Source organism: Streptomyces sp. NPDC104202 (assembly GCF_055584185.1).
The window spans coordinates 1-3091 of the sequence record NZ_JBVJMN010000133.1 but is presented as its reverse complement, the minus strand read 5'-3'; the positions used below and the strand labels follow the sequence as shown (position 1 = coordinate 3091).

2 protein-coding genes are annotated in these 3091 nt (G+C 72.3%); one reads left to right on the top strand and one right to left on the bottom strand.

The annotated features are described in order from the left end of the window. Positions 1–104: 104 nt before the first annotated feature. Positions 105–1454: an ABC transporter substrate-binding protein gene (locus tag ACZ60W_RS37165; protein WP_469759824.1), complete on the bottom strand. Its 1350-nt coding sequence runs from the start codon at positions 1452–1454 to the stop codon at positions 105–107. Between the two features lie 315 nt (positions 1455–1769). Between ACZ60W_RS37165 and ACZ60W_RS37160 the strand changes: the two genes are divergently transcribed. Then, positions 1770–2843: a LacI family DNA-binding transcriptional regulator gene (locus ACZ60W_RS37160; RefSeq protein ID WP_469759823.1), complete on the top strand. Its 1074-nt coding sequence runs from the start codon at positions 1770–1772 to the stop codon at positions 2841–2843. The last annotated feature ends 248 nt before the right edge of the window (positions 2844–3091 follow it).

Here is a 3091-nt window from a genome sequence, read left to right as displayed (position 1 = left end):
CCTCTTTCTTTTGTCCTTTTTTTTCTTGTTTGTCGGGTGTGTGTATGCCCCCTCCCCCCCCCCCCCCCCCCCCCCCCGCCCCCCCCCCCGGCACGTGGTCCCCGCTACTGGTCGATCTTGTCGTCGACCAGCTTCTTGACGTTCTCCCAGGCCTTGGCCGGGTCGGTGCCGCGCTGCTCGATGTCGAGGATGCCGTTGTCGGTGAGGAAGGTCTTCACCTGGCCGTCGTAGCGGCTGATGGCGGCGGGGGTGATGCCGGCCGCCGCGCTGGAGAAGATCTTGCCGACCGGGGTGTCGCCGAAGTACGGCAGCTTGGCGTCCTGGACCGCCGAGGAGGCGAGCGTGTCCTTGGACGAGGGGATGTTGCCGTTGACCGCGAACACCTTGGCGTGCTGGGCCGGGGCGGTCAGCCAGGCGGCGAGCTCGGCCGCCTCCTTGGTGTGCTTGCCGGCCTTGGGCACCGCGAGGAACGAGCCGCCCCAGTTGCCGGCGACCGGCGGTGCGGCGATGTCCCACTTGCCCTGGTTGGCGGGGCCGGCCTGGTCCTTGATGATGCCGGTCATCCAGCTCGGGCAGGCGACGGTGGCGAACTTCGAGTTCTTGAAGGCCGCGTTCCAGGTGCCCTTCTCGTCGAACTGGCGGAGCTTGGCGGTGAGGCCGCCCTGGGCCGCCTTGACGGCGGTGTCCCAGGCCTTCTTGACGCCGGGGCTGTTCTCCCAGTCGAGTTCGCCGCTGGTGTTGGCGTACTGCACCGGGTCGCTGGAGACGACGGCGTTGAACAGACCGCTCGCGGAGTCGTGGAAGGAGGTGCCGGCGGGCGCGGCGGCCTTGTACTTCTCACCGGTCTCGAGGAACTTGGCCCAGTCGCCGGCCCACAGCTTGGCGACTTCCTCGCGGGCGGTGGGCAGCTTGGCCTTGGCGAAGAGGTCCTTGTTGTAGCAGATGGCCATCGGGCCGATGTCGGTGCCGAGCGCGATCACCTTGTTGTCGGCGGTGGTCGCCTGCTTGACCTTCCAGTCCAGGAAGTCGGCGGTGTCGGCGCCCCCTTCCTTGCCCAGGTCGACCCACTTGGAGGCCATGGCGGTGCCGGTCGCCTCGGCGATGTAACCGACCTCGACGGCCTGGATGTCGGCGAGGCCGCTGTTCTGGGCGAGGCGCAGCTTCAGCGTGTCCCAGTACTTCTGGCCGTCGGAGACGTTCGACTCCTCGATCTTGATGTTCGGGTGGAGTCGCTCGTACTCGGCGTAGAGCTTGGCGCCGGTCTTGTTGTCGTAGCCGAAGGAACCGAAGGTCCCGATCCGCAGCGTGATCTTCTCGGAGCCCTGGCCGCTGCCGCCGCCCTTGCCGCCGTCGTCGTCGCTGCCGCAACCGGTGAGCAGGGTCGTGCCGGTCACGACGACGGCGACCGCCGCGATCGCCGCACGGCGTCCGCGTCTGCTGCTGGAAGTGCGCATTCCACTCTCCTCGTCCAAGGTGGTGCTCGTTGTGCGCCATGAGGCCCGGCCGGCTGATCGCGGCTCGGCGGCTGCCTGGCTGGACCTGATGCAGGCTGTGTGCGTCCCGGATGGGAGCGCTCCCACGTCGTTGCCGGAAGGTTGCTGCCTGGCGGGTGCGGGTGTCAAGAGATGAACGCGGATTCGTTACCGGAAGGTTTTCCGGGGGTTTCGCGTCGCCCTGGCGAGACGGGGCCGTCATCTCCTGAAGGCGGGCGCGTGGCGCGCCGGGGTGGCCGTGGACTAGTGTGGGAGCGCTCCCATCCTTTCGCGGCCATGGTGAGCAGCGCGTTGTCCTACGAGGGGAGTTCGGGAGTGGTGAACGGACGGCAGAGCGGCAGACCCACCCTGGAGCAGGTGGCTGCCCGGGCCGGGGTCGGCCGGGGCACGGTCTCCCGGGTCATCAACGGCTCCCCGCGGGTGAGCGAGCAGACCAGGACGGCCGTCGCCCGCGCCGTCGCCGAACTCGGCTACGTCCCCAACCAGGCCGCCCGCGCCCTGGCCGGCAGCCGCACCGACGCGATCGCGCTCGTCATCCCCGAGGCGGAGGCCCGGCTCTTCGCCGAGCCCTACTTCCTCGACCTCATCCGCGGCGTCAGCGCCGAACTCGCCGAGGCCGACAAGCAGCTCCTGCTCACCCTGGTCCGCAGCGAGCAGGAGCGGCAGCGGTTCGAGCAGTACCTGGCCGCCCAGCGGGTCGACGGAGTGCTGCTGGCCTCCGTGCACGGCGACGACCCGCTGCCCGACCGCATCCGCGAACTGGGCCTCCCGGTCGTCATGAACGGCCGCCGCGCGGAGGCCGAGCCCGTGCCGTACGTCGACTCCGACAACATCGGGGCGGGCCGGGCCGCCGTCGCCCACCTCGTGACCGGCGGCCGCGGCAGGATCGCGACCGTCACCGGGCCGCTCGACATGTACGTGGCCCGCGCCCGGCTCGGGGGCTACCGGGCCGGCCTCACCGAGGCCGGGCTCGCGCCCGACGAGGAGCTGGTGTCGGCGGGCGACTTCACCGAGGAGGGCGGCCGCCGGGCCATGCGGCTGCTGCTCGACCGGCGGCCCGATCTGGACGCCGTCTTCGCCGCCTCCGACGTCATGGCGGCCGGCGCGCGCGGCGTGCTGCGCGAGGCGGGCCGCCGGGTGCCCGAGGACGTGGCGCTCGTCGGCGTCGACGACTCCCCGGTGGCGCGGCTGATGGACCCGCCGCTGACGAGCGTGCGCCAGCCCATCGAGGAGATGGGCCGCACGATGGCGCGGATGCTGATCCGGGAGATCCACGAGGGCGCGGAGTCGTCGGCGCAGCCCCGCCGGCACGTCCTGCCGACGGAGCTGATCGTGCGCGACTCCGGCTGAGACGGCCCGGCTACCCGGGAACGGCGCGTCCCCCGGACGCCGCCGCGCCCGGGGCACGCGGGCACGCGGACGCCCCGCGGGAGCCTTCTCCCGCGGGGCTCTCGCGCGCGCCCCGCACGCGGGGCCGCGCGGGGCACGCTCCCGGGGGGGGGGGGGGGGGGGGGGGGGGGGGGGGGGGGGGGGGGGGGGGGGGGGGGGGGGGGGGGGGGGGGGGGGGGGGTGGGGTGGGGGAAAGAAGGAAACGAGCA

Coding starts and splice junctions, on each gene's coding strand:
- ACZ60W_RS37165 (WP_469759824.1), bottom strand. CDS start 1,454: ATGCGCACTTCCAGCAGCAGACGCGGACGCCGTGCGGCGATCGCGGCG.
- ACZ60W_RS37160 (WP_469759823.1), top strand. CDS start 1,770: ATGGTGAGCAGCGCGTTGTCCTACGAGGGGAGTTCGGGAGTGGTGAAC.